This is a genomic window from Leuconostoc garlicum (assembly GCF_001998805.1).
Classification (GTDB): Bacteria; Bacillota; Bacilli; order Lactobacillales; family Lactobacillaceae; genus Leuconostoc; species Leuconostoc lactis.
Genome location: NZ_CP016329.1, coordinates 1035898 through 1061442, shown reverse-complemented (window position 1 = coordinate 1061442; position 25545 = coordinate 1035898). Strand labels below are relative to the sequence as shown.

The window sequence follows — 25545 nt, the reverse complement described above, 5'->3', positions numbered from 1 at the left end:
TCAACAATTAACGTAACTAATCATAACCTGATATGAATTTTTATGCAATAATATTTTGATGATATGCAATCATATCCTGTATATTGTCATTTTTTTGTATACAAAAAAAGACGCCACAATGTGACGTCACCTGATGTAAGCATCTATAGGCCATGTTTTGTTCCAGTGATACGCAGGTACATATCACCTTCGGTAATCATCTATCTAAGTTTGTCGCCAAACCATACCAACCATCGCTTCAGTTCGCTAGATTAGCCGCCCCTACCAAAAGTTTGGGTTGCCCGCTTGCGGGGTTTACCTCGTCTCAAACGCTAGCTTTCACTAACGTATACGTTTCTATGGCACCTTCGAGCCTATTAAGACATAGCCTAAGCCTTAGCCTGTTCGACCGCCGTGACATTACTGCCCCTGGGTTTATTCTTTATCCCAGCACAAACACTACAACCATCACAGGTTGTGCGAGCATGGACCTTCCTCACGTTAGAAATATAACGCGCAATTACCCAATGCTTACAAAAAAATAATCATTCATGATGATAATCGTCCGTGATTCTGACGATTTAAAGGTTTTCTGCCCCTGGACCAAAGACAGCACGTTCCAAGTTGGCAACACGCTTGATCAAATCAAGGTTTGTCACGACTTGTTCAGCCTTTGGTGATTCAACAACAGTTGCTTCAACAGCGACAGGTGCTTCTGGTGTAACCGGTTGTGCAGGTTGTACAGCTTGTTGCTTCAATGCGACAAGTTGTTCTTGCGAAGCCTTCAAGGCTGTCTGCAAACGGGCAACTTCACCTTGCAACTGTTCAATACGACCAGTGAAGGCACCATAATCTTTGATGATGTCATCCAAGAAACTGTCCACGTCTGCTGGGTCATAACCAACACCCATACGCTTTTGCTTAAAAACGCGCTCTAAAATGTCTTTTTGCGTGTATTTTACTTGTTCCACAAGTGCACACCTCATTTATTTTTTTACTTAATCTATATTACCAATAAAACACGTCATTGACAAGAAAATTGCATGACTATTCTGGAAATGCTTGATTTTCTGCCAATTTTTCTTCATATTCAGTCGCATATTCTTGCAAGCTATACATATCAATCGTCGTTAATGGATATGGCATGGTGGCTTGCTGCTGTTCAATGGCTTGGAGATCATACCGTGTTTTGCCTTCAAAATCAGGATCGTAAACTAACAACGCGGCATCCGTATGCGAGAGCATAAATTTTTGATAGTTCTTTAATTGCTGCGGCCCTTGATACGGTGCCTGCGAGACGCTATCTACAAAATCACACTGCGCCGCTAATTGCCGCAACTGCGCTTGATTATTTTCTTGCCATTGCTGCCCAAACTGTTGAAAGGGATACATCATCGCCACTTTTAATTGGGGAAACTCTGTTTTCAAACTCAGCGCAACAGCCACACTCCACTGTTCCACCCCCAGTTGGCCACCAGTAATCACCCATTCTAATCCCAGATCTAGTTGCTGACGGATTACTTGTTCCAGGGCGTATTTGACCACCGTGATTTTAGGATCCTTTTCACCAAATGTACCGATTTCATAGCTGCGATAGCCGGTTACCCATAATCTTGACATAAACCCTCTCTAAAATAAAAAACCTGCTCACGCAAGTTTTTTGATACTAGTTGTTGCTGTTTGACGAACCAACCGAGGCAGCGCCAGCTGGAATACCAGCTTCACTTGGTGTTTCGCCAGACTGTGACGCAGATGTCACCGTTGGCAAACCACCATTACTCCACTTCGCATTTTTCACTTCATATTCCACAATATTACCATTGATTTTTGGTGTGACCGTATCCGGCATCTTCCAATCCGAGTTCGGCTTGTTTTGCATCGCATATGACATCACCTTTTGATAGTACTGTGCTGGCAAGTCTTGGTATGACCAAGGAATATACCCTTGAGAATTATAATCATAACCAGTCCATACTGACAAGACATAAGATTTTGTGAACCCAGTAAACCAAGCATCTTTAATGGCACGATCAGGCATTTGTTCCGCATCACTGAAACCAACCAACCCAGACTTCCCGGCTTGATGTAGGCCAGGAATCATCGCATCAGCCGCCGTTGCATTTGGCTTAATGACGCCCTTCATCATATCAGTCAACATAAAGGCCGTACTTGGCTTCATTGCCCGCTTACCCGACACACTGTAGTTATGGGTCGTCCCATCCGCAGTCACAACCTTTGAAATATAGGTTGGTTTGTAGTACGTACCACCATTGGCGATGGCCCCAAACGCACCGGCTTCTTGAACTGTTGACAGTGCCATACCAATCGCATCTTGACCACCAGGGATCTTATTCAATTGAATACCCATCGCACTCATAAACTTAGAAGCATTTTCACCACCAACTTCTTCCAAGGCATGCACGGCAGGAATGTTTCGTGATTGGGTTAAGGCAGTACGCATGGTAATGTTGCCCATGTATTTCCCATCCCAATCCGTGACATCAATATTTGTCCCAGGGTACTTATACTTTTTATCTTCAACCGTCCGATACGTTGGCCAGTTGAGATACTCAATGGCTGGGCCATAGTCCAACAACGGCTTAATGGATGAACCAGATGAACGACCAGTCAAAGTTGCATGGTTCGTTCCAAAAAGAATGTCTTGATTACGACCGCCGATTTGCGCCACGATATCTCCGTTATTCGGATCAGTCATTGTCGCCCCAATTTGCGTATTCTTTGATGGAAAGGCAATTGAATTACCATTGGCTAAATCATACATCTTTTGTTGCAAATCAGAATCTAAATTCGTATAAATCTTGAGACCAGGCTTTGACGTATCATACCCCAACGCCTTGGCTTCAGCAAGCGCAGATTGTACGTACCCATCGACGGTTTTACGACCAGCATTAGCCATTTGTGTCTTAGCCGTGATATCTTGTAAACCATCACTAATTGGCACTTTCTTGGCATCATCAGCTTGCTTTTGACTAATCGCGCCATACTTCACCATTGCATCGAGGACCGTATCACGACGCGTCTTAGCAGCCGTCGTATCTTTCAGGTATGGATCATAGTTTGTTGGTGATTGTGGCATCCCCGCAAGCAAAGCCAGTTGTGGCAAAGAAAGTTCAGTTAACGGCTTCCCATAAAAATATTCAGCCGCCGTTTTCATCCCAGAAATCCCATGTCCCATGTACACTTTGTTCATGTAGAAGGTTAAGATTTCATCTTTTGAGAAATTCTTTTCCACCCGCATAGCTAACCAGGCTTCTTGCGCTTTACGCTTTAAGGTCTGATCAGCAGTTGAGGTACTAAACACCGATAATTTCACCAGTTGCTGGGTTAAGGTTGACCCACCCTGCATCCCTAATGCTGAACCGCGTAAGTTAGCTAAAGCAGCACCGGCAATTCGAATAGGATCAACACCACCGTGCTTATAGAAGCGACGGTCTTCAATCGATACCACTGCTTCTTTTAACGTTTTCGGAATTTCATTAGAATTTGCGTAATCACGTTGCACCGTCGACAATTTCCAAATCGGATTACCTTGATCGTCATAAATCGCGCTGGAATTTTCAGATGCTAAGTTTGATTCAGTAATATTAGGCGCTTCATTCGCATAAGTAAAGAAGACGGCTGCGCCAGCTAGCGCTCCGATAAACCCTAAGGTTAATAGCCATAAAAAGACGGTTAAGAGGATCCGTCGCCAAGATTTACGTTTCTTTGGTGGCTTTGAACCGCCCGTTCCACCCCCTTTGCCGTGATGCGGGGGAATCGTTGGGGGCTCAGTTGCAGGATGATTATCATACAAATTTTGATTACGATTCACACGTGACCATTGGTTATCATTTGCCATAATTTTTGGGCGTACTCCTAAATGTTAGTCTAGCTGTTGAAAATATTGGTCAACTGCTTTTAAATAATCCAAACTGGGGTTCAGGCTGTGTGGGACTCTAAAACCATCACGCACGATTGCTTGATACGGAATTGATTGTTTACCTTGCAGGCGTTGCCACTGTTCAATTAAGTATCTGGCCGGATAAACGTAAGTTTCATCTAACGTGGTAAACTTAATTAAAACAAAGCCGATCCCATTTTGTGCCAGCACTTGCGCCAAATGCACAATCTGATGTTCATGAAAATTTTTCAACGGAAAAGACGTCTTATTTTTTGTCTCTTTCGCATCAAAATCAAGATACCGACCCTGATACACACCATTATAATCAGTTGTCGACGCTTGCTTAAAATAAGCCTCAGTAATCTTGGCGGCAGCACGAGCGGGATAGTCCACTTTCACAATCGTAATTGGGGTTGGCTTTTTATGTATGACAGCCAGCTTGTTCGCTAAGTAATAGGCATTTGCGAGGTTAATCTCTTCTTCTAACCCCATGCCGCGTTTACCAAACATTAAGGCCTTTTTAGTTGTCTTCCCAACCCGAACTTGATTGGCTGCCGTTGCGGTACGTCGAATACCAGCAGGATAATGAATCGCCATAAATGCCCTCAGATTATTTTGCACTATATACCTACCTATTTTACCATAAATCAAGACAATACAAGCGATATCGACCAGTATTATCAAAAGGCCGATATATTTTTAACGTATTGCTTTGACTGACCATCACATAAAAAAGACCCCAGCAAACAGCAGCTATTGGTCAATAAGCTGAAAGGAGATAGGGTAGGATTAAATCATGTTCTTAAGCTATCTGCTGGGGTAGCAGCAATATGAATCACGCCATCGCTACACAGTTATTATACCGCAGAGATGATAATACTTGTAAAAATTGACTTCTCAATTTTTTACAATACAAAAAAAAACGCCAGGTACTCAATAACATCAAGTACCTAGCGCATGATAATTTTAAAACCCAGCACACCCCTAAGACATCTTTCACAAATCGTTTTTTGATAACGTCTCAAATAAAATATATGGAAAATAAAAATATATGGAAAAAATTGCTTTGCAGCATACTAAATAAAACAAAAAGACGGTTTGTGATGGGCTGACGCAGCGTCGTGTTACAAGTAAAATATATCACAATCTCATTATTTTTGTCAAACCTTTATCAAAACTGAATCGTCATCGACGAATTGTTGGCTTGTTTTAATCAAAAAGGTCACGTATAGGCATGCTATACGTGACCTTAAATAATACTTTTAATTACCCCAAATGTCCCCAGAAACGCCTGTAACCCGCGTTATTAGGGGGCTATTTTTATTCCCACTCAACGGTAGCTGGTGGCTTAGCCGTGATGTCATAGACAACGCGGTTAATGTGTCCCACTTCATTGACAATGCGGGCAGAAATCTTTTGCAACAATTCCCATGGCAATTGCGCAAAGTCAGCCGTCATGCCATCAACTGACGTAATGGCACGAATTGCGATTGTATAATCGTATGTGCGATAGTCGCCCATCACACCAACTGAACGCACACCAGTCAACACGGTAAAGTATTGCCAAACGTCACCTTCAAGCCCAGCCTTAGCGATTTCATCACGGAGAATCCAATCTGATTCACGGACGATTTCAAGCTTATCTTCCGTGATATCACCTAAGATACGGATCCCCAAACCAGGACCTGGGAATGGCTGACGCCATACCATTTCATGTGGCATATCCAAAGTTTCACCCAATTCACGAACTTCATCCTTGAACAACGTGTTCAATGGTTCAATCAACTGGAATTGCATATCTTCTGGCAAACCACCCACGTTATGGTGTGACTTGATGGTTTGAGCTGTATCAGTACCTGATTCAATCACATCAGTATACAAAGTACCTTGCGCCAAGAAGTCGATATCTTTGAGCTTAGCCGCTTCATCATTAAAGACTTCAATGAATTCATTGCCAATGATCTTACGCTTTTGTTCTGGATCAGTGACGCCAGCCAACTTTGATAAGAAACGTTCTTGCGCATCGACCTTAATAATGTTCAAACCAAATTGCTTGCCCATCATTTCCATCACTTGTTCCGCTTCATTCTTACGTAACAAACCGTGATCCACAAAGATTGATGTCAATTGGTCACCAATTGCTTTATGCAACAAAACGCCGACAACTGACGAATCTACCCCACCGGATAGACCGAGCAAGACTTTCTTATCGCCGACCACTTCACGAATACGTGCAATTTGTTCGTCGATGAAGCCACTCATATCCCAGTTTGCTTCTGCGCCAGCAATATCAAACACAAAATTGTACAAAATTTGCTTACCATGTTCAGATAAGGTTGTTTCGGCGTGGAATTGTACACCATACAGACGACGTTCATCGTTGGCAATCGCTGCAATTGGTGTCTTATCAGAACCACCAGCAACAACAAAACCTTCTGGCAAAGCCACAACGTTATCTGAATGGCTCATCAAGACTTTTTGATCTGCTGGTATGTTGGCAAACAACAAGCCAGCTGTATTTGTTTGGTGTAATACTGTTTGCCCAAATTCCCCGTTACCAGGGTTTGCTTCAACTTTACCACCCAAGTTCTGAGCCATGAGTTGCATCCCGTAGCAGACACCCAATACTGGAATACCCAATTCAAAGATGTCATTATCAATCGTAAAAGCATCTTCTTCGTAGACAGACTTAGGGCCACCAGACAAGATAATCGCTTTTGGATTATAGGCCTTCACTTCGTCGGCCGTCATGTTGCGTGACTTTAATTCAGAAAAAACACCCATTTCACGAATGCGGCGGGTAATCAGTTGGTTATATTGGCTACCGTAGTCTAGTACAAGAACTTTATCGGCGTTTACATTAGCCATGCATTATACTCCCTTTTATCCATTATGCGCATTTGCGCGAATTTATTGCGCGTAATTTGGCGCGATTTTAGTGATTTCAACATCGTGTGGATGTGATTCGCGCAGACCATTATCCGTAATTTGAACAAATTGTGCTGTTAGCTTAAGGTCAACAATCGTTGACGAACCAGTATAGCCCATTCCCGCACGCAAACCACCGTCTGCTTGGAAAATCGCATCATCAATCGACATGTCACCACCGGCAAATGTACCGTCTGCTTCTAGTACTTCACCCTTCAGTAAATCAGCTACCAAAATGGCATCAGCACCAGCAGAAATAGCTTTTACAACGTCACCTGAATAGTGTACGCCACCAGTGGCAATCACTGCCTTATCATAGTCAGCTGCCACTTCAGCAATGGCCATTGTCGTCGTCAAGAATGGGTACAAGGCGTTGTTTGGTAATTGTGAATCGACTGAACGACCAGCAATCACGGCATCGACACCGTCTTGATAAAGCGCACCAGCAATACCTTGATCTTCAACCACCCCAACAGCGATAAATGTCGTTGGAAAGGCTTTACGTACCGCTTTAACAATATCATTAGTTTCTTTGTTCAAGCCAGCTTGCAAGTAGAAGAAAATCGCATCAGCACCGGCTGCAACGAGTTCGGCTACGCGTTCTTGCGCCCCAGTTGTCAACCAAACTTCAGCCGCAACACGTACGCGACCTTGGGCATCCAAAAAGGCTTTTGGATACTTATCCAAGTCAACCACTGTTGCTTTAGCAGCCGCAACTGCAGCCGCTTGTGCAGCAATATCTTCTTGTTCGGCAATGACACCAAGACCACCATTTAGCGCAGTCGCAGCAACACGGCTATCCGTGGCTGTGCCATTAGCTTCTGCAATCAGTGGGATGTTGAGTGTAAAGTTATCTGCAAGTTGTGTCGCCAATGACACGGTATGCGGCAAAACATTTGATGCACCAGGCACTAGCAAGACTTGATCATAGCCTAGGCCCATAATTTCAGTATTTTCAGACATGTTTTTTCTCCGTGAATTTGTCATTAAAAGGTTGGGATCGTGATCGTCTTTTTCACGTTGTCACGTTCTGCTTCATAATCAATTACTTGGATATCACGCGTAATTCGGTGGCCCTTTGTCAAGTCATCGATTGATTGTTCACCAACTTTGGCCATTTCTTCACGAATTTCTGCCATCATTGTCCCTAACACATCAGCCAAAGCACCCTTGTAGGCCACACGCGCTTCAATACCTTCGGGTACCATTTTCTTCGCTTCATTGACTTCGCCTTGGAAATAACGATCCTTTGACCCGGCTTCCATGGCTGCAATTGACCCCATCCCACGGTATGTCTTATATTGCTTACCGTTATCTTCAAAGACTTCTCCTGGTGTTTCTGCTGTCCCAGAAAACATTGAGCCAAGCATCACAGCATTGCCGCCAGAAGCCAAAGCTTTAATAATATCTTCCGCCGTCTTGGCCCCACCATCAGCGATGATTGACTTGCCACGACGAGCACCTTCTTCAGCAGCATCACGAACTGCTGAAAGTTGTGGTACACCGATACCGGCAACGACACGGGTTGTGCAGATTGAACCAGGGCCAATACCAACTTTAACCACGTCAGCACCAGCTTCATACAAAGCAGCTGCACCAGCAGTTGTGGCAATATTACCCGCAATAATGTTTAATTCTGGAAAGGCCTCACGCACTTCAGACACTTTACGCAACACACCTTCAGAATGACCATGTGCTGAATCCAAAACAATCGCATCAACGCCGGCAGCAACCATCGCTTCAACACGCTTGACTGTATCTGACGTCACACCGACCGCACCCGCCACTAGCAAACGACCTTGGGCATCAACCGCAGCATTAGGGAATGCCGCCTGATCAAAAGTAGCCGTTTTAACGGCACGAATTTCATCTGCTTGTTCTGCAATAGTCATATTCTTATGCACAACACCTAAGCCACCTAACTTCGCCAATTCTGTGGCAAAACGCGCTTCTGTAACCGTGTCCATTGCAGCTGAAATCAAAGGCAACTGTAACTTTAACGTTGGCGTCAACACCGTGCTGACTGATACATCTTCTGGTTGGATTTGCGCAGTTGCGTCATAAACCAACTTCATATCATCAAAAGTTAAGCCCATCTTGGCAAACTTATTGCGTGCGCTGAACTTAGGCTTTTCGTCGTCTAAGAAAAATTTTTGCATGAGATCCTCCGATTTTAAACGTGATAACAACAGTGCCATGATTATGACTGTGTGTTCACCATTTATTGTTTAGTTAGGCCTTTTTGTCAACACAATTGTTAACGGATCCGCCGATTATGAGATAACAAAATTCGATATTTGGATACAAAAAAAGCATTTGGGATACACAGATCCACAAATGCTTGGCCAGTATTAAAGATACGAGCTAACACTTGCGGATAGTCACGACTTTTGGGGCGTGGTAGAAACTGCTGGCCATTTTCCAGCGATATATCTGCAAATAAACGATTTAGTTATTGGTATTACTTTACAGGTTTTTATGAGAAAAATCAACCCTTTTAATCTCACGAAATCTAGCTAAAATTGCCCGGCAAAACTTGGCATAAATGCAGATGAAATGGTTTCAACACGTACGGTTTCGCCTGGACCTGGGGCCGTCACATAGGCTTGATTACCAATATAAATGGCCACATGATAACTAGCCCCTGGCGTTCCCCAAAAGAGCAAATCACCTGGTTTGGCATCAACCACCGCTTTCTTTTGAACGTAACCTTCTTGTGCTACCGAAGAATGTGGTAACGTTTTACCAATTGCTTGCTGGAAAACATAGCGCACAAGTCCTGAACAATCAAAACCAGCCAAGTCGTCGCCACCCCAAGCATACGGAATGTGTTGTTGCGTCAACGATTGTGCTAATGCCACAACACTTGGCGTTGCATTTGATACAGTTGGCGTGTTTGTTGGTAACGTCACGGGCTGTGCCGGCTTGGCATCAGTTACAACATGATCTGATGTATTGTCCACGTTCACATCAGATTGGTGATTATTTTCTGCGGGTTGCGCGACTGTTGATGACGTTGGTTGACGTAACTGATCCCCTGATGACACCACCAAATCCACTGCATCACTGGCCGTTGTGCCAGTCGTCAACGTTGCCGTATCAGTTACCGGACGCGTCACTGGTTCAGTCACGGTTGGTTGATTAGGTTGCACAAGTGGTGTTGATGCCGGTTGTTCGGGTGCTGGTTGCACTGTCACATCACTTGGCGTTGTTGTTTCTACTGCTACGCTCGCAGACGCACTGACTGTTGTTTGGTCAGCAGCAATGGTTGGTGCGACAGGTTGTGTATCGACAACTGATGGTGATGCGGTTGCTTGTGTTGTTGGGATTACCAACTGTTGGCCCACAGAAATCAAGTCAGAACCTTGATTATTCGCCACCAGCTCTGCCACACTAACATCATGCGCTTTGGCGATGTCCCAGAGTGAATCGCCATATTGTACGCGATAAATCTCTGGTTTTGTGGTGACGACAGCTTGTGGCGTTGTCGGTGTCGACGCCACGATTTTACCCGTGGCAATTTTTAATGGTGCCGTCGCGGTCACACTCGTCTGTATAACTTTGCCTTGTCCAGATAGTGACACAACAGCCTGATTAACTGCCCGTTGGACTGTATCAGCGTGTGCTAAGCCAGTACCAAGACCGGCAACACTCAGTAAGCCCAACCCGGATGCAACGATTTGTTTATCAATTCTTTCCATACCGAATCCCTTCTCTTTGCAACAAACTTTAAACTTTCTTAATTGTCTTTATTCTATCATAACAATTAAAATTTGGTGTGCACATTTACAACAAAAAAACATTGGCTAAAATTAGCCAATGTTTTTACATTTTCTCTAAACGGGCAATCCGTTCTGCAATCGGTGGATGTGTATCAAAAAGATGTGCTTTCTTTTCTAATGGGTTACTAATATAGAGCGCCGCCGATGATGGATCAACATCTTGCATTGGTGGGGCACTATCTAATTTACGTAACGCTGCAATCAATTCTTGCGGATTACGGGTTAACGCCACACTACCAGCATCTGCTAAGTATTCACGGTTACGTGAAATAGCCATTTGAATGATCGCTGCAACTAACGGTGCAAACATCATGACCGCCAGTGATAAGACAAAAATAAGAATCTGCCCGCCACCACTATTATTGTCGCGATTATCTCGATCACGGCCGCTCGCGCCAGCGAAAAACCACCAATTACTGCCTAAGTTGGTCAGCATGGTAATCGCTGCTGTTAACGCTAACGCAATTGTTGCAATACGAATATCATAGTTACGAATATGACTCATTTCATGTGCAATCACGCCTTCCAGTTCCTGACGATTCATTAACGCCAGCAGCCCCGTTGTCACGGCCACAGCAGCAGTTTTCGGGCTATTGCCAGTCGCAAAGGCATTCGGACTATCATCTTGAATAATAAACACGCGTGGCATTGGTACTTGTGCCACCATGGCCATGTCTTCAACCGTATGCCAAAGTTCTGGTGCTTGGTCAGCGCGTGTTACCTCAATGGCATGATTCATGGTCATCACCAAATTAGTTGAATTACTCACCATCAATAAACTATAAATGGCGCCAATGACCAACCCGCCAACGATTCCCGTTGTCAAAGAACCTAATAACAAGTAACCAACCGCAGCCCCAACAAGCCCAACTAGGATTAAAAAACCAAGCAAAAGGCCAACTGTCCGTCGTTTATTGGATTGTATCTGCTCATATAACATTAAAACTTAACCGTTGGCACTTCTTTCTCAGACTCAGGGACCGCAATAAATTCGCTGGGTTCAAAATGATGGATACCGGCAATAATATTGCTAGGAAAAGCTTGCAACTTCGTGTTATAGCTTGCTGTTGTCGTGTTAAACAATTGCCGTGAGTAGGCAATTTTGTTTTCAGTATTTGTTAATTCTTCTTGCAATTTCGTAAAGTTTGCACTCGCTTTGAGGTCAGGATAAGCTTCGGCAACGGCAAACAAGTGTGTCAAGGCATTTGACAATTGATCAGAAGCTGCCATTGTGGCCGCTGGGCCTTGCGCACTTGACACATTTGTCCGTGCATCTGTGACAGCTTGTAACGTTGACTTTTCAAAATCAGCGTATCCTTTTACCGTATTGACTAGATTAGGAATTAAGTCATTTCGTCGTTTCAATTGTACATCAATTTGGCTCCAAGCCTCTTTGGTCTGCATGCGCGACTTAACCAAGCCGTTGTACACGCTAATCCACACAATGGCAACAACTGCAATGATGGCAACGCCAATCAGTAATGTCATATTGATCTCCTTTAAATACATCTGACAACAAAGTACTCGCAACACGCGTTCAGCGTTATCAATCGACAAACACTTCGCGCTTATCTTTTAACCCAACATAGGTCAGCTGTTCGGCGTACCAATAGTAAAAGAACGGCAGTTGCTGTAGTAACGTGAAAATTGTGATGACCTTATCATGATCTATAATATCATAAGTCCATTGCGAATGGCCGTCATCTTGACGATGTTGGGTTAGTTTCAAGGCAATATCACCGATACTAATTTCCGCACCCGAAGTCTCTCCTTGCATGCGCTTGAGCACAAATTGTTGTTTGGCCGCTGTGACAAACAAACTATCTAAGACATAGGCGGGTAAATCTTTTTGCATCATGACTAAGGCCGTTTGTTGCGCCGCGTCAAGTCCCGGCATATCAATATCATAGCCAATATCCCCCAGCTGCATCGCAATGGCCACCAAGCGTTTTTGGAACGTGGTTAGTGCCTCAACCCCGGCAAGTTGGATCGCCTCTGTTTGTACCAATTTGGCAAACTGCTGGGTATCCAAATACAACCGTTGCCGATTCATATCCCAGTAAAGGACACGCAAGTTTTGGGCCGTTTCTTCTAAATAATAACCGCCAGCAGCCAACGGTGCTTTCGTAAAGCGGAAAGCGGCATTTGGCCATTCAGAAAAATGCAACTCCGCCACTTTTTGCCCTTGCGGAAGTGCAATGGTTGTGTCTGAAAGTGAAGCCGCTTCTGATAACTTGGCAAAGGCCACAGTGACCCAGTGCGTGTTGGGAAACCAAAACGGATTGGCAATTCGCATCATCTCAGCTTGATGCATATCAAACGCTAGCATCTTTTGTAAAATATCTAATAATTCGGTTGGTTCTGTCGTTGTGCCCAATGCGTCGACAAGTACTTGCCAACGTTCAAATAACATGAGATCTTTTCTAAGTTGTGCACTATATTGGTTTGTTTCGAAATTATCCATACACACCTAGTCCTTACTAAATTGTGTCAAGTAAGCCACATAACTATTAGCCAAAGCCGTCGTGAATGCCGGCACTGTTTCAAATTGGCTCAAAATGGCTTGCAATTCAAGTTGGCGTAGCGCATCCTCTTTTTCCAAAGTGAGTAATTCTTCTTGTTGGGCAGCCAACTTCTTTTCCACTTCAGGCACTCTTTTTTGCGTCGCCAATAATAGTTCGCGTTTTTTTTCCAAACTTTCACGAGTCGCCTTATCATTTCGGCCAAACAGACCCGATTTGTTGGCTTGCAACGCATTAATTTGATCTTCAAGAACCTGCAATTCTAGCCGTCGCTTGGTATCATCAGCCAAAAAGGCCTCTAGTCCCATAATAATTTGATTGACTTCTTGAATATGCGCTGCATTCAAACTATCGCCGTTGGCTAATTGCGCGGTTTGTGTCAATTCTGTCACCACTTTTTGGTCATAATCAATGGTAATCGTGAGCACATTTAAAACGCCGAGTTGCCGATGATGCCACCAGTCACCAAGATAAACCCGATACAATATGGGATTCTCGTCATCTTGTTCAAAACGTAGAAAATCAAAATTTGCCGTTAAGTAGGCCAATAATTCTGGCGCTAAAAAGTGCGCAATGTCTTGCTGAATATCAGCGACTAAACTTGCCAGTTCCTGATTACTGTCAGCATGCGCGCGTTGTCGAATTTGTTCATTATATTTTTTTGAATCGAGCAATTCATAGACCAATGGCACTTGATTTGTCGAAATTGCTGTCTGCAATTGGCCCAAATACAAAATTTTGTGATCTAATTGATTAATTAACTCTGGTTGCAAAACGGTTTGCGTGTCTTGATTTGTCATAACAGACCTCCTATCGCACAAAACTTATTTTTAGCATACACCAACCCTGCATTGAAAAGTAGTCTATTAATAATTTTTTATCTACTTCATTTGGCGTCAAAAAAAACGACGAGTCACTCATCGTTTTGGTTGTAATATAGCGGGGATCCGGTCCATGCGCGGTCCAAGAAGATCATCCCCAAATCCCATTTTAAGATAAATGATTGCGACAACAATGCCACCAATGCCGGCACTTAAGAACGTTGTCAATGTGACAGACAATTTGGTATCCATTGGGAATACAAAGTTGCTCATCACAAACACAATCCCGTAGGCTACCGCTGCCATCACTAAGGCACCCATGAATAATTGCCAGAGTTCTCTACCAAGCGACCCCAATGACACGCCATACGCCGCATTGAGATAATCTAGCATAAAGGCAATCGCTACGGTCATCCCAATGACACTTGCAATTAACGCGCCCATGCCCTCAAAATAGCGAATCATCGGTACTTGCAAAACAATTTTAACTAACAAGCCGTAAACAAACGCCTTAATCACAATGGAAACTTCCGATAATGCTTGTAAAATAAACGCCAGTAACATAAACAAACTAAAGACAATGGCCAAAATTGTTGAATATTGTAGTAAGTAAATGCCCTCTTGATTTGATACATCAATTGGATAAAACATCTTATACAATGGTGAGGCAATCGCAAACATCCCCAAAGCACTTGGCAACATCACAATCGCAAACAGCTTAATGACCTGCTTAAGCTGTTGTTGAATATCGGCGTGTGTCAAAGTCGCCTTACTACCCGACAACATTGGCAAAGCAGTTGCGGCAATACTTGTCGAAAATGGCACAATGATCATAATCAACTTATTCGGATTGGCACTAAACAAGGCAAAATCTGTCTGTAACTGTGCATTCGTCATGGCGAAAAAATGACTCATCACATTAAAATAAGTATATTGATCGACTAATTGGAACAGTGTAATGGCTGAACCAATAATAATAAACGGCCAAGATTCTTTTAAAATATCCAGGATTAATTTTAAAGTTGGTGTTTTGACGCGTGGCGCATCATGTGGCATTGGCTGCATCACAATGTTGTGATACTTAATCCAACCCCAACCAAGCACCAGCATACTAAACAGCGCACCGATGAAGGCCGCAAAGGTTGACTGCACCACAACAGCACTCCAGTTACCTGGCGTCGCCTTCAAAATAATCACCGCACTCACCAACATATAGATGATACGTGCAATTTGTTCAACAATTTGAGACAAAGCTGACACGCTCATCAATTGGTAACCCTGAAAAATACCGCGCAACATCGACATTAATGGGAAAATTGCTACGGCCGGTGCCAAAGAATGCAACACTGGGATAAAGTTAGGATCCCCCATGGCCAACCAAGGCGTTAACACATAAATCGTGGCCCCAAAGACCAATCCCAGAAATACCCCTAAAATCAAGGAGTGGCGCGTTAATTGTCGTGATTGATGCACATCACGTCGCGCATGATATTGCGCCACCAACTTTGAAATAGCAGCTGGGACACCAAACGTTGCAATGGCCAAGAAAACAGCATAAATATTGTACCCCTGGCCAAACAAACCATTAGCACGGTTTGAATCAGCACCTAACAGCGCCATCCAGGGCACAATATAAACCGCGCCAAGAATACGAGAAATAATATTCCCTGCTGACAACCAAGCTGAGCCTTTGATCAGCGTCGCTTGCGCCTGATCTTGTGCTGATTTTGTGGCGTCTGGTTGAGGCGTAGGCGCTTTTTTGGGCGTCACAACCGTTTTGATGTCGCTTGCGAACGGATCGGCAGCTTGCGAAGACTGCAACTGGGGCTTCTTTTTCCGAATGTTTTGACGCGCTTGGTCATTCTGTGCTTGCATTGCCGCTAATTGTTCAGCAGCGCGTTGTGTTTGTCCCTGAGGCTGCGGGCGTTTTGATTGTGGTTGACGAGCAGCTGGACTATTATCAGGTTGTTTTTTTGCTTGGATGCGTTGACGGGCGCGGGCTAGAATTTCATCTGCACTTAATATCTGGCCGTCCACATTGATTTTATCAACATGCTTTCCTTGCATTTTTGAATCGCTTGGATGCTGTTCATCCGTCATGTGTGTACTCCTCTTGCATTATGTACGCTGGTAATGGCTTACCAGCATTTTAAATCATCTTTTAGCCAACAACAATGTTGACAAATTTGCCTGGAATGGCGATGACCTTGCGGATTGTCTTATCCGCGATAAACTTTTGAACGTTATCATCTGCTTTAGCCGCAGCAATCATGCCATCTTGATCGATATCACGCGCCACTGTGGCCTTCCCACGCACTTTACCGTTGACTTGGAAAATAATCTCAACCGTATCTTCAACAAGTTGTGCTGGATCATAAGTTGGCCAAGCCACATATGAAATAGAAGCTTCTTGTCCCAAACGGACCCATAGTTCTTCTGATAGATGCGGTGCAAATGGTGCCAATAGTTGCACAAAGCCTGTCATGTAATCCAAGAACAAGCTGTCGGCCTTATAGGCTTCATTGACAAACACCATCATTTGAGAAATTGCCGTGTTAAAGCGCATGTTTTCAAGATCTTCCGTGACCTTTTTCACCGTTTGATGATAAATCTTATCCAACTCACCGGAATTAACCGTCGTAACACGGTCACGTAGTTGACCGTCATCATCAATCAACAAGCGCCAAACACGATCTAACCAACGGCGTGAGCCCGTAATGCCTTCTTCAGACCATGGCTTGCTTTGTGTCAATGGTCCCATGAACATTTCATACACTCGGAGGGTATCGGCACCAAATTCAGCCACGATATCATCCGGATTGACCACGTTACCCTTTGACTTCGACATCTTTTCATGGTTCTCACCAAGAATCATACCTTGGTTGACCAGCTTTTGGAAGGGTTCCTTTGTTGGCACAACGCCAAGATCATACAAGAACTTGTGCCAGAAACGCGCGTACAATAAGTGTAACACAGCATGTTCGGCCCCGCCAACGTACAAGTCAACATTCATCCAATACTTTAATTTCTCGGGATCAGCCAATTGTTCTTGGTTACGTGGATCAATATAACGCAAGAAATACCATGATGAACCAGCCCATTGTGGCATCGTATTAGTTTCACGACGGCCCTTCACGCCATCTTCACGGGTTACTTCTAACCAATCTGTTAGGTTTGCCAGTGGTGATTCACCATTACCTGAAGGTCGCAGTTCAGTTGCACGTGGCAAAAGCAATGGTAATTCGGCTTCAGGCACAAGACTCTTCGTCCCATCTTCCCAATGAATGACTGGAATTGGTTCACCCCAATAACGTTGCCGTGAAAAGACCCAGTCACGCAAACGGAAGTTTGTTTGTGCGTGTCCTGCTTGATGGGCTTCCAACCAAGTAATCATCTCATCAATTGCTGTTGCTTTATCTAAGCCATCCAAAAATTCTGAGTTGATATGCACACCATCGCCAGTGTATGGTGCTTCGGTAATATCGCCACCAGTAATCACCGGCTTAATATCGAGATCGAACTTCTTGGCAAACTCATAATCACGCTCATCATGGGCTGGTACCGCCATGATAGCCCCCGTCCCATAAGAAGCCAAAACATAATCAGCAATCCAAATGGGTAATTGTTCACCATTGACGGGATTAATGCCATAAGCACCAGTGAAGACACCAGTCTTATCCTTGTTCAAATCCGTCCGTTCAAGATCTGACTTCGCGGCGATTGACGCACGGTAATCGGCCACTGCTTGGGCTTGTTCGGCTGACACAATTTGGTCAACCAATGGATGTTCAGGCGCTAACACCATATAACTTGCGCCAAAAAGCGTGTCCGGCCGTGTTGTGTAGACTTCGATCTTGTCGTCAGTATTGGCAACGTCAAAGAAAACTGCTGCCCCCTTTGAACGGCCAATCCAATTACGTTGTTGCTCTTTAATCGCTTCTGGCCAATCCAAGTCTTCTAAATCGTCAACCAAACGATCAGCATACGCTGTAATCTTTAAGACCCATTGACGCAAGGCTTTACGTTCAACAGGATTGCCAGAACGTTCTGACTTACCATCAATGACCTCTTCATTGGCCAAAACCACACGGTCAATTGGATCCCAGTTGACCATCATGTTAGACTCGTAAGCCAAACCTTTTTCGTACAACTTTTCAAAAATCCATTGTGTCCACTTATAATATTCTGGATCGGTTGTGTTAATCTCACGATCCCAATCATATGACAAGCCCAAAGCTTTGATTTGTTCACGGAAATGGTCAATATTTTCACTAGTAAAATCTGCTGGATTATGCCCCGTCTTCATTGCATATTGTTCCGCAGGCAAACCAAACGCATCCCAGCCCATTGGGTGCAAGACGTTATAACCATTGGCACGCTTAAAGCGACTCATAATATCCGTGGCCGTGTAGCCTTCGGGGTGTCCCACGTGCAAGCCTTGGCCTGATGGATAAGGGAACATATCCATGGCATAATACTTGGGCTTGCTGGTGTCATCTGTCGTCGCAAAAGTTTGGTGCTCATCCCAAAACTTTTGCCACTTTTGCTCGATTTGTTGATGTTCGTATGGCATATTTGTTGATGTGATAGGCTTTTAACAGCCCCTCACGTTCCTCCTGAAAAATTTAATCACATTTAGGCTAAAAAATCGCCCTATGTCACACTAAAAAGTGTGACATAGGGCGATTTAACGCGGTACCACCTATGTTCACGTATTCCTACGCCTCAAAAGTCTTAACGCGACGCCACGTCAAAAGCTACTGTTAGTTCACTCTCAATTGCTTTAACCGAGTTCCACATGTTGCTTGGTAGACTTGCACCACCGTCTACTCTCTGAATGCCACGCGATGTGTACTAATGCTAAATATAATGCTCTAATTATATCACGTTTTCTGTAAATCAGGTATACTATATATTATGCTTAAGAAACAAAATTTTGACTTATTTTTAACTGTTTTTGCCACTTTAACCTTCACGGTGTTACTCATTGGTGTCCTAACTAAAGCCACCTGGTTAGCGCAATTGAACCATATCGGTCAGCTGGTAATCCAACAGCGCTCACCGCAGTTAAATACCCTATTTATGACCGTAACACAATTAGGTAGCATCGCCATCAGCACCGGTCTAACCACGTTAATTGCCGTCATTTTAGTCAGTCAACGGCAATGGCGTTGGGCCAGTTTTATCGTGACTAATGTCGCCATTTTTGCTGGACTAGGAACTGCTCTCATTAAAAACTGGGTGCAAAATCCGCGCCCACAGCCACAACTCTTACCTGAAACGGGTTACAGCTTCCCTTCTGGTCACAGTATGGTGGCAGTTTTACTCTACGGTACGCTGATTTTGATGGTGCAACACTTTGTCCAAAAACGTTGGTGCCGCTATCTTATGATCACTGTTTTAGCGCTCATCATCTGTCTCATCCCAATCAGTCGTGTCTATCTCAATGTTCACTATCCCAGCGATATCCTAGCTGGTTTATCACTCGGCTGGGTATTTCTCAGACTCTCTTATCACCTATTTTTTGGAGAACGGTATGCTACCAACAACACATAACTTAGTCCATCAATTAATCGAACAAACCGTGCATGTTGGCGACACGACCATTGATGGTACCACTGCCAACGGCATTAACACGCGCTTTCTGGCAACACGTGTCGGTCCAACTGGTCGTGTCTTAAGTTATACAGCGACCAAAGATAATGCGAACGCAGCTGCCGCTTCACTTTTCATGAGTGGTTTGTCTGAACGTGTGACCTTACTTGGGAAAACAATTGATCGTCAATTTATTACCGAATTAGGGCCTCAATCACAGGCACGCATTGCCATTTTTGATTATTCTCAAGCCGCACAAAATGCAGCGGATCGGCCGGTTGACTATCTGGACCAAATTGATCGCGTTTTGCCCCGTTTAACCCACGGCGGCCTCCTGATTGTCCTGTTTAGTGAGACCCCTGCTGATTGGCAAACTTATCAAAAAAGTCTTCTGAAAGCCGACTATCAGCAAGCGGCCTATCTCACGGAAGCCGACCAAGCTTATCTCATTGAACGCATTTAAGGAGTTCAGACATGCACAAGAAAAAACAATATGTCGGGGTTGCTGCCATGGCAGTCCTCTTAGTCGTCATTCTAATCGGTATCTTAGTCTTAACGACCAAAGACCAACAGTCTGATACGACGACACAAACTGCAACCTCACAAACAAAAAAAGATCCTAATTTAGACAAAGTGCCTTTGCCACAACTTAGTGATACGGTCGCAGATAATGAAAGCGAAGTGCGTATCAGTACGACGATGGGCGATATCACCATTAAGTTATTCAACCAATATGCCCCACTCGCGGTTGAGAACTTCCTCACCCATGCCAAAGATGGTTACTATAACAACACCATTTTCCATCGTGTCATTAATAACTTCATGATTCAAGGTGGTGATCCGAAGGGTAACGGTTCTGGTGGCACATCAATTTGGCATGATAAGAATACAGCGATCGACAGTGGTAACGGCTTTAAAAATGAGACCAGTTCATCCCTTTATAATATTCGTGGTGCGTTATCAATGGCCAATGCTGGCCCAGATACAAACGGGTCACAATTCTTTATTAATCAAAATAAAAGCGATCAAACCAAAAAAATTGATCAAAACAACTATCCAGCCAAAATTGTAGACGCTTACAAACATGGTGGTAATCCATCGCTTGATGGTAGTTATACCGTGTTTGGTCAAGTGATTGCTGGTATGGCCGTTGTTGATAAAATTGCAGCACAAAAAGTTAAAGCAAGTGGTGAAGGGTCAACACCGGTTGATCCAGTTAAAATCACTGGTATTACAATTCTCAAAGAAGCCAAATAAAAAAGCACCTGCGGGTGCTTTTTTTATGTCTTATTGCGGTAATTCGCCGGTTCTTAAGACTAAGACATCAACTGCGGCTGATTTCGTCACATAGGATGGTACTGTCCCTGCCATTGCACGTTGTAGGCGGCTTAAGCCTGTTTCACCAACAACGATAAGATCATTATGATGATCTTTTGGAAAGTCATTGGCAATTACTTTTTTAGGGGTCCCAAAACGCACGTGAATATCCACATCATCATGACCAATACTGCGGGCGTAGGCATAGGCCGTCTGAATAGCGGCTTCAGCATCTTGTTCCATTTGATACACAATGTCTGCATTCATCACCATCGTGCCAAAGTAGCCACCACTTGTATCGACGACATTCAAAATATCTAAATGGGCGTTTGGCGCCATCTCATGCGCCCGTTTGATTAACAAATTGGCAACATTTGAGCCATCAATTGCAACTAAAATATTTTTATAGGCCATCTCACTTATGCTGTTGCATGAGGTTACGCAACATACTCCTTAACTTATGATCTTATAAGCCCATTATACCGCTTTTCTCACTATAATGTAAGCGCTTTACTTATGTTGCATTTATTGCTGTAAATTTTGCCGTAACAAGAATGCTGGTCCATGTTCCTGACCAATAATGATTTCATCAGCGATATTCAAAAAGAGACCATGTTCAACAACCCCCACGCGACCGTCTAAATATTTCCCAAGTTCTTCTGGTTGGTCAATAACCTCTAAATGTAAATCAACAATGTAGTGTCCCATATCCGTGACCATTGGTTCGCCATCTTTAAGCCGCAACACTGGATGTAGTTGCTGTTGGGCAAATTCCGCAACCAATTTACCATGCCCAAATGGCACAATTTCAACCGGTAAGGGAAAACTGCCTAATCGCTGATGCACCTTTTGTTGGTCGACAACCCAAACAATGCGCTTTGAGTTTTTAGCGACAATTTTTTCCATCAAAAAGGCCGCACCACCACCCTTAATCCCATTCATTTTGACATCAACTTCATCGGCCCCATCCACCGTTAAATCAATTGTAGGCGCATCATCAATGTCCACAATTGTAATACCTAACGCTTGGGCTTGCGCGGCTGTTTTAAAAGATGTTGTCACACCGATAATGCGCAGTTGTTCATCACGGATGCGTGCAGCTAGCGCCTCTAAGAAGTAAGCCACCGTCGAACCCGTCCCCAAACCAACCGTCATCCCATCAGTAATCAGTTGCGCGGCTGTTTCGCCAGCCTGTCGTTTTTCGTCATTAATCGTTATCATACCCTCATGATAACAAAAAACACGGTGAAATATAACCGTGTCATGCAAATTATAAAACTTTCTGTAGGAAATCTTGAGCACGTGCTGTCGTTGGTGCTGCAAAGAATTGTTCCGGCGTAGCCACTTCCTGTAGCCCCCCATCGGCCATAAACCAAATGGTATCGGCCACTTCGCGGGCAAAGCCCATTTCGTGCGTGACAACCAACATGGTCATCCCATTTTCAGCGAGTTGGTTCATAACCTGAAGTACTTCACCGACCATTTCTGGGTCTAACGCACTCGTTGGTTCATCAAATAACATCACGTCAGGCGACATCGCCAACGCCCGCGCAATCGCCACACGTTGCTTTTGCCCACCAGATAAACTAGCTGGATAAGCATCTTGCTTATCAGCTAAACCGACTTGTGCCAACAATTTCTGACCAAGCTCAGTAGCAGCCTGATCAGATAACTTTTTCACTTGAACCGGTGCCAGCTTAATATTTTCTAAGACCGTTAAATTAGGAAATAGATTGAAGTTTTGGAAAACCATCCCCATTTTTTCACGTAGTTGATCCAATGCTTTCTCGCTCAAATTGGTCAATTCGTTACCTTCAAAAATGACTTGGCCGCTCGTTGGCGCATCCAGTAAGTTAATCGCCCGTAAAAAGGTTGATTTACCAGCACCCGATGGGCCAAGAATGGCAATTACCTCGCCCTGTTTGACCTGTGCATTCACATGATCAAAAATTACCTTATCACCATATTGTTTTTTTAAATCAACGATTTTTAATAATTCAGTCATTGCCTTACTCCTTTGATCTCTAGCTTTAATTATACACACTCACAATAAATATGCATTTATTATACGAAAAACTTTTGAATATTTGTATATTTTTGCATATAAAGTGCGTTATACTATCAAGAACGGAGGTGAACTATGGCAAAAATTGTAACGCGTGAAGAACAGAACGTCAATCCATTGGATCAACTGATCTCATTACCGGATGAAACTGCAGATGATGCCCGTTCAGCTGCCTTGGGTCGCGCCCAAGCAGATGATCAAGCAGATAACTAACCCCAAGGATAACAATAAGTTATCCTATTTTTTTTGCACAAAAAAAACACATACAATGTATGTGTTTTTAAAACTAATCGTTAATATTAGTCTTCGATTTCAGTAACTGTTCCGGCACCAACAGTGTGGCCACCTTCACGAACAGTAAACTTCAAACCTTGTTCGATAGCGACTGGTGAGATCAATTCGATTTCGAATGTCACTTGGTCACCAGGCATAACCATTTCTACGCCTTCTGGCAATTGCACAACACCAGTAACGTCTGTTGTGTGGAAGTAGAATTGTGGACGGTAGTTAGTAAAGAATGGTGTGTGACGTCCGCCTTCTTCCTTAGAAAGGACATAGACTTCGGCCTTGAACTTCTTGTGTGTGTTGATTGAACCTGGCTTTGCCAAAACTTGACCACGTTCGATTTCGTTACGGTCAACACCACGCAACAATGCACCGATGTTATCACCCGCTTGAGCTTCTTCCAAAGTCTTACGGAACATTTCGATACCTGTAACAGTTGTCTTCTTAACTTCATCCTTCAAGCCAACGATTTCAACTTCAGTACCAGTAGTCAATACACCACGGTCAACACGACCAGAAGCAACTGTACCACGACCAGTGATTGTGAAGACGTCTTCGACAGGCATCAAGAATGGCTTTTCAACTTCACGCTTTGGTTCTGGAATGTATGAATCAACAGTATCCATCAATTCTTCGATAACCTTAACTTGTTCAGCGTCACCTTCAAGTGCCTTCAAAGCTGAACCCTTGATTACAGGAATGTCATCGCCTGGGAAGTCATATTCTGACAACAATTCGCGAACTTCCATTTCAACCAATTCAACCAATTCTTCGTCATCGACCAAATCAGTCTTGTTCAAGAAGACAACCAAGTAGTCAACACCAACTTGACGTGCCAACAAGATGTGTTCACGTGTTTGTGGCATAGGACCATCAGTTGCGGCAACAACCAAGATAGCACCGTCCATTTGAGCGGCACCAGTGATCATGTTCTTAACGTAATCGGCGTGACCAGGGGCATCGATGTGGGCATAGTGACGTGATTCTGTTTCATATTCGATGTGTGAAGTGTTGATCGTGATACCACGTTCCTTTTCTTCAGGCGCGTTATCGATTTCAGCAAAATCAGTTGCGGCGATCCCTTGCTTTTCAGCCAATACCTTTGAGATTGCGGCAGTCAAAGTCGTCTTTCCGTGATCGACGTGTCCAATCGTACCAATGTTAACGTGGGGCTTTGTGCGAACGTAAGTTTCCTTAGCCAATGTAGTTTCCTCCAAAATTCATTTACCAGTAATCTGGAAAATGTTTATAAATATATTTTACAACGCAAGCCATTAAAAGACAACAGTTAATTGCGTTTTTCCGGCTCTTTAAGCCAAAAATTATTATACCGACATATTAATAAAATGTAAATAGGTTGCGTCTAGTTTTTAAAGAAATTTGTCGTCAAATCTCTGACAATTTCGTGCCACTTTTTCTGTTCGGCCATCTCCGAAAAATTGGGCCGTTCATAATATTGATCGATGCTTGCTTCTACCCAACCTTCTGGATCAGTTACCACGTCATTAACCCTTGGATACAATAACGTGAGCTCAAAGCGCACTTGCTGGGCCAGCATTTCAAGGGCAATGGGATCATCTTGCCCAACTTTTTCATCCAAATAATCGGCAATTTCTTCAAAAATTTCTGAATCTGTGAGTAGCGGCAGCTCGTCGAGTTGAATCGTGTAAAGATTATCATCTAACCAACGGTATTGAACCGGATCGCTCACCCGTAATTTTTGTAAATCCTCTAGCAAGGTCGCCCGAATAATTGGCGTGGCATACGGATCAATGAGCAAGTAAAATGCACCGACAATAAATTCAGCTACTGGTAAGTGACGGGCTGATTCATAACGATCACGTTGTTCCGTGATGCTGTAGTCACTCAGGTGATAAAACTGACGTGCAATTGTTTGAAAAGTGTTCGCCATATCGACGCGAGCCCGATCTTCGGCCGCCCGAATTTCTTCCAAGACGTCATTTTGGACACTTCCCTCATCCCAAAGCATCGCGAGTTGCTGCGCGTAAACAAAGTTTTGATTTTGAACAGCTAAGGCCACAACCATCCGAAAATCTGGCTCTGATTCCAAATAATTCAACAAAAAATCGTCGGCATAAGAAGCAGCTAATTGATACTGTTCATCCATAAATAGCGCCGTTACCAAGCGATAGTTAATTTCAAATGTTGCAAGTGCTTCGTAAACGGCAGTCAATGTCTCAGCAGCATCATGCCAATTTTCTTGCTTCATTTCTGTTTGTGCACGCGCCATCAATTGTTGCATCTCTGGCGTCAAATGCTCTTCTAATGCCATAAACTATATGGACTTGCCATTGTATTCAATGACAAGCCACGATCCTTTCTGACAGTC

The 25545-nt window shown here is 43.8% G+C and carries 23 protein-coding genes, 1 other RNA gene and 1 riboswitch; of the genes, 4 read left to right on the top strand and 20 right to left on the bottom strand.

The window, feature by feature from the left end:
• Positions 1 to 141 precede the first annotated feature (141 nt).
• From rnpB to leuS, 15 genes are all read right to left on the bottom strand, one after another.
• Positions 142 to 511: RNase P RNA component class B (gene rnpB, locus A9176_RS05475), an RNA gene on the bottom strand.
• A 49-nt stretch (positions 512 to 560) separates the two neighbouring features.
• On the bottom strand, positions 561 to 950 hold the full coding sequence (gene gpsB, locus A9176_RS05470) for a cell division regulator GpsB (protein ID WP_010000313.1): 390 nt from the start codon (positions 948 to 950) through the stop codon (positions 561 to 563).
• Positions 951 to 1026: 76 nt separating this feature from the next.
• The gene (locus tag A9176_RS05465; protein WP_077282463.1) at positions 1027 to 1599 is read right to left on the bottom strand and encodes a DUF1273 domain-containing protein; all 573 of its coding nucleotides are present in this window, start codon (positions 1597 to 1599) and stop codon (positions 1027 to 1029) included.
• 46 nt (positions 1600 to 1645) lie between these two features.
• The gene (locus tag A9176_RS05460; protein ID WP_077282461.1) at positions 1646 to 3838 is read right to left on the bottom strand and encodes a transglycosylase domain-containing protein; all 2193 of its coding nucleotides are present in this window, start codon (positions 3836 to 3838) and stop codon (positions 1646 to 1648) included.
• A gap of 24 nt (positions 3839 to 3862) precedes the next feature.
• Entirely contained in the window at positions 3863 to 4477 is a 615-nt protein-coding gene (gene recU, locus A9176_RS05455; protein WP_077282459.1) for a Holliday junction resolvase RecU, read from the bottom strand.
• A 723-nt stretch (positions 4478 to 5200) separates the two neighbouring features.
• Entirely contained in the window at positions 5201 to 6748 is a 1548-nt protein-coding gene (gene guaA / locus A9176_RS05450; protein WP_077282457.1) for a glutamine-hydrolyzing GMP synthase, read from the bottom strand.
• 42 nt (positions 6749 to 6790) lie between these two features.
• Positions 6791 to 7771, bottom strand: a complete 981-nt coding sequence (locus A9176_RS05445) for an IMP dehydrogenase (RefSeq protein WP_029509179.1) — start codon at positions 7769 to 7771, stop codon at positions 6791 to 6793.
• A gap of 23 nt (positions 7772 to 7794) precedes the next feature.
• A complete protein-coding gene (gene guaB, locus A9176_RS05440; protein ID WP_077282455.1) occupies positions 7795 to 8967 on the bottom strand; it encodes an IMP dehydrogenase in 1173 nt (390 codons plus the stop codon).
• Positions 8968 to 9166: 199 nt separating this feature from the next.
• A riboswitch (purine riboswitch) is annotated at positions 9167 to 9263 on the bottom strand.
• Between the two features lie 61 nt (positions 9264 to 9324).
• Entirely contained in the window at positions 9325 to 10509 is a 1185-nt protein-coding gene (locus tag A9176_RS05435; RefSeq protein ID WP_077282453.1) for a C40 family peptidase, read from the bottom strand.
• A 124-nt stretch (positions 10510 to 10633) separates the two neighbouring features.
• Positions 10634 to 11530 carry a zinc metalloprotease HtpX gene (htpX, locus tag A9176_RS05430; protein ID WP_010002633.1) on the bottom strand — a complete coding sequence of 299 codons (897 nt, stop codon included), beginning with the start codon at positions 11528 to 11530 and terminating at the stop codon, positions 10634 to 10636.
• On the bottom strand, positions 11530 to 12078 hold the full coding sequence (locus tag A9176_RS05425) for a LemA family protein (RefSeq protein ID WP_010002631.1): 549 nt from the start codon (positions 12076 to 12078) through the stop codon (positions 11530 to 11532). The genes htpX and A9176_RS05425 overlap by 1 nt, the downstream gene beginning before the upstream one ends.
• 58 nt (positions 12079 to 12136) lie before the next feature.
• Positions 12137 to 13054, bottom strand: a complete 918-nt coding sequence (locus A9176_RS05420) for a hypothetical protein (RefSeq protein WP_010002630.1) — start codon at positions 13052 to 13054, stop codon at positions 12137 to 12139.
• 6 nt (positions 13055 to 13060) lie between these two features.
• Positions 13061 to 13912, bottom strand: coding sequence for a hydrolase (locus A9176_RS05415; protein ID WP_077282451.1), 852 nt, complete (start codon positions 13910 to 13912; stop codon positions 13061 to 13063).
• Between the two features lie 117 nt (positions 13913 to 14029).
• Entirely contained in the window at positions 14030 to 16033 is a 2004-nt protein-coding gene (locus A9176_RS05410) for an oligosaccharide flippase family protein (protein WP_077282449.1), read from the bottom strand.
• A 61-nt stretch (positions 16034 to 16094) separates the two neighbouring features.
• Positions 16095 to 18506: a leucine--tRNA ligase gene (gene leuS, locus A9176_RS05405; RefSeq protein WP_077282447.1), complete on the bottom strand. Its 2412-nt coding sequence runs from the start codon at positions 18504 to 18506 to the stop codon at positions 16095 to 16097.
• 344 nt (positions 18507 to 18850) lie between these two features.
• Here leuS and A9176_RS05400 point away from each other — a divergent pair, with 344 nt between their 5' ends.
• Genes A9176_RS05400 through A9176_RS05390 form a run of 3 tightly spaced genes read left to right on the top strand, consistent with a single transcriptional unit; the run spans position 18851 to position 20785 of the window.
• Entirely contained in the window at positions 18851 to 19489 is a 639-nt protein-coding gene (locus A9176_RS05400; RefSeq protein WP_077282445.1) for a phosphatase PAP2 family protein, read from the top strand.
• Positions 19470 to 19991: an SAM-dependent methyltransferase gene (locus A9176_RS05395; protein ID WP_077282443.1), complete on the top strand. Its 522-nt coding sequence runs from the start codon at positions 19470 to 19472 to the stop codon at positions 19989 to 19991. Before A9176_RS05400 ends, A9176_RS05395 begins: the two co-directional genes overlap by 20 nt.
• A gap of 11 nt (positions 19992 to 20002) precedes the next feature.
• A complete protein-coding gene (locus A9176_RS05390) occupies positions 20003 to 20785 on the top strand; it encodes a peptidylprolyl isomerase (protein ID WP_077282441.1) in 783 nt (260 codons plus the stop codon).
• A 30-nt stretch (positions 20786 to 20815) separates the two neighbouring features.
• On the opposite strand, the gene A9176_RS05385 is transcribed toward A9176_RS05390, so the two are convergent.
• The 3 genes from A9176_RS05385 to A9176_RS05375 form a co-directional block, all read right to left on the bottom strand.
• On the bottom strand, positions 20816 to 21259 hold the full coding sequence (locus A9176_RS05385; RefSeq protein WP_048701257.1) for a universal stress protein: 444 nt from the start codon (positions 21257 to 21259) through the stop codon (positions 20816 to 20818).
• Between the two features lie 111 nt (positions 21260 to 21370).
• A complete protein-coding gene (gene rpiA / locus A9176_RS05380; RefSeq protein ID WP_077282439.1) occupies positions 21371 to 22066 on the bottom strand; it encodes a ribose-5-phosphate isomerase RpiA in 696 nt (231 codons plus the stop codon).
• A 49-nt stretch (positions 22067 to 22115) separates the two neighbouring features.
• Complete coding sequence (locus A9176_RS05375; protein WP_029509169.1) at positions 22116 to 22850, bottom strand: amino acid ABC transporter ATP-binding protein; 735 nt, start codon at positions 22848 to 22850, stop codon at positions 22116 to 22118.
• Positions 22851 to 22985: 135 nt separating this feature from the next.
• On the opposite strand from A9176_RS05375, the gene A9176_RS08815 reads away from it, so the two are divergent.
• Entirely contained in the window at positions 22986 to 23123 is a 138-nt protein-coding gene (locus A9176_RS08815; protein ID WP_010003235.1) for a hypothetical protein, read from the top strand.
• 86 nt (positions 23124 to 23209) lie between these two features.
• On the opposite strand, the gene tuf is transcribed toward A9176_RS08815, so the two are convergent.
• Both tuf and A9176_RS05365 read right to left on the bottom strand, forming a co-directional pair.
• Entirely contained in the window at positions 23210 to 24397 is a 1188-nt protein-coding gene (gene tuf, locus A9176_RS05370; protein WP_010001907.1) for an elongation factor Tu, read from the bottom strand.
• A gap of 161 nt (positions 24398 to 24558) precedes the next feature.
• Entirely contained in the window at positions 24559 to 25488 is a 930-nt protein-coding gene (locus A9176_RS05365; protein ID WP_068850204.1) for a type I restriction endonuclease subunit R, read from the bottom strand.
• Positions 25489 to 25545: the final 57 nt, after the last annotated feature.

Bases quoted from the DNA above. Each gene is read 5' to 3' on its own strand.
- A9176_RS05465 (WP_077282463.1), bottom strand. From the start codon at position 1,599: ATGTCAAGATTATGGGTAACCGGCTATCGCAGCTATGAAATCGGTACA.
- A9176_RS05460 (WP_077282461.1), bottom strand. From the start codon at position 3,838: ATGGCAAATGATAACCAATGGTCACGTGTGAATCGTAATCAAAATTTG.
- recU (WP_077282459.1), bottom strand. From the start codon at position 4,477: ATGGCGATTCATTATCCTGCTGGTATTCGACGTACCGCAACGGCAGCC.
- guaA (WP_077282457.1), bottom strand. From the start codon at position 6,748: ATGGCTAATGTAAACGCCGATAAAGTTCTTGTACTAGACTACGGTAGC.
- A9176_RS05445 (WP_029509179.1), bottom strand. From the start codon at position 7,771: ATGTCTGAAAATACTGAAATTATGGGCCTAGGCTATGATCAAGTCTTG.
- guaB (WP_077282455.1), bottom strand. From the start codon at position 8,967: ATGCAAAAATTTTTCTTAGACGACGAAAAGCCTAAGTTCAGCGCACGC.
- A9176_RS05435 (WP_077282453.1), bottom strand. From the start codon at position 10,509: ATGGAAAGAATTGATAAACAAATCGTTGCATCCGGGTTGGGCTTACTG.
- htpX (WP_010002633.1), bottom strand. From the start codon at position 11,530: ATGTTATATGAGCAGATACAATCCAATAAACGACGGACAGTTGGCCTT.
- A9176_RS05425 (WP_010002631.1), bottom strand. From the start codon at position 12,078: ATGACATTACTGATTGGCGTTGCCATCATTGCAGTTGTTGCCATTGTG.
- A9176_RS05420 (WP_010002630.1), bottom strand. From the start codon at position 13,054: ATGGATAATTTCGAAACAAACCAATATAGTGCACAACTTAGAAAAGAT.
- A9176_RS05415 (WP_077282451.1), bottom strand. From the start codon at position 13,912: ATGACAAATCAAGACACGCAAACCGTTTTGCAACCAGAGTTAATTAAT.
- A9176_RS05410 (WP_077282449.1), bottom strand. From the start codon at position 16,033: ATGACGGATGAACAGCATCCAAGCGATTCAAAAATGCAAGGAAAGCAT.
- leuS (WP_077282447.1), bottom strand. From the start codon at position 18,506: ATGCCATACGAACATCAACAAATCGAGCAAAAGTGGCAAAAGTTTTGG.
- A9176_RS05400 (WP_077282445.1), top strand. From the start codon at position 18,851: ATGCTTAAGAAACAAAATTTTGACTTATTTTTAACTGTTTTTGCCACT.
- A9176_RS05395 (WP_077282443.1), top strand. From the start codon at position 19,470: ATGCTACCAACAACACATAACTTAGTCCATCAATTAATCGAACAAACC.
- A9176_RS05390 (WP_077282441.1), top strand. From the start codon at position 20,003: ATGCACAAGAAAAAACAATATGTCGGGGTTGCTGCCATGGCAGTCCTC.
- A9176_RS05385 (WP_048701257.1), bottom strand. From the start codon at position 21,259: ATGGCCTATAAAAATATTTTAGTTGCAATTGATGGCTCAAATGTTGCC.
- rpiA (WP_077282439.1), bottom strand. From the start codon at position 22,066: ATGATAACGATTAATGACGAAAAACGACAGGCTGGCGAAACAGCCGCG.
- A9176_RS05375 (WP_029509169.1), bottom strand. From the start codon at position 22,850: ATGACTGAATTATTAAAAATCGTTGATTTAAAAAAACAATATGGTGAT.
- A9176_RS08815 (WP_010003235.1), top strand. From the start codon at position 22,986: ATGGCAAAAATTGTAACGCGTGAAGAACAGAACGTCAATCCATTGGAT.
- A9176_RS05365 (WP_068850204.1), bottom strand. From the start codon at position 25,488: ATGGCATTAGAAGAGCATTTGACGCCAGAGATGCAACAATTGATGGCG.